Origin of the sequence: Amycolatopsis sp. WAC 04169 (assembly GCF_003947535.1) — a bacterium.
Classification (GTDB): domain Bacteria; phylum Actinomycetota; class Actinomycetes; order Mycobacteriales; family Pseudonocardiaceae; genus Amycolatopsis; species Amycolatopsis keratiniphila.
Genome location: NZ_QHJI01000073.1, coordinates 1 through 627, shown reverse-complemented (window position 1 = coordinate 627; position 627 = coordinate 1). Strand labels below are relative to the sequence as shown.

At 67.1% G+C, this 627-nt stretch carries 1 pseudogene; it reads left to right on the top strand.

Features of this window, described 5'->3' with window-relative positions:
• Window positions 1–435: 435 nt before the first annotated feature.
• Window positions 436–627: pseudogene (locus DMC61_RS41065) on the top strand (hypothetical protein); the annotation flags it as partial.

Genomic DNA, 627 nt, shown 5'->3' with positions numbered 1-627 from the left:
GAGCTCCGCGGATTGCTCGTCGTCGAGCGCCGCGAAGAGCGGGTTGCGCCGCAGAACGTCGTCCACGAGTTCTCTCCTTGTCGACCGGCTCAGACAATCTTGTTCCCCCGGTGTACCAGGGGTCCGTGGTGCCCATTTTGCCGGACAGTCCAAACAGTGTGATCTGTCACAAGGATGCCGCACCGATGTCACGGGGTACGCGGCAGGGGTCCAATTGGGCGCCGATCTTCGAGGTCCGGGGCGGATGTCGGTGCCGGGTCGTAGGCTGGCCGGGTGTCCAAATCGCCGGTGAGAGCACAGGCCGAGGGGGCTGCGCGGGTGAATGCCCGTCGCGATTCCGCTGTGGGCGAACAGCGCCGCGATGGTCGTAGAAAACCGGCGAAAGCGACAAAGAAGGCAGTGCCTGCCAAGAGGGTGACTGCGGGGAAGGGTGCCGTGGAGAAGAGCGCCGCGAGTAAGAAGACCGCCGCGACCGAGAAGACCGCCGCGAGTAAGAAGCCCGCTGCGGGCGACACGGCAGCCGCGGGCAAGAAGGCCGCCGCGAAGAAGACCCCGCCCCTCAAGAGGCAGGCGCCCGCCAAGAAGCCCGCCATCGCCCCGAAGAAGGCCGCCGCCGCCGTCAAGGGC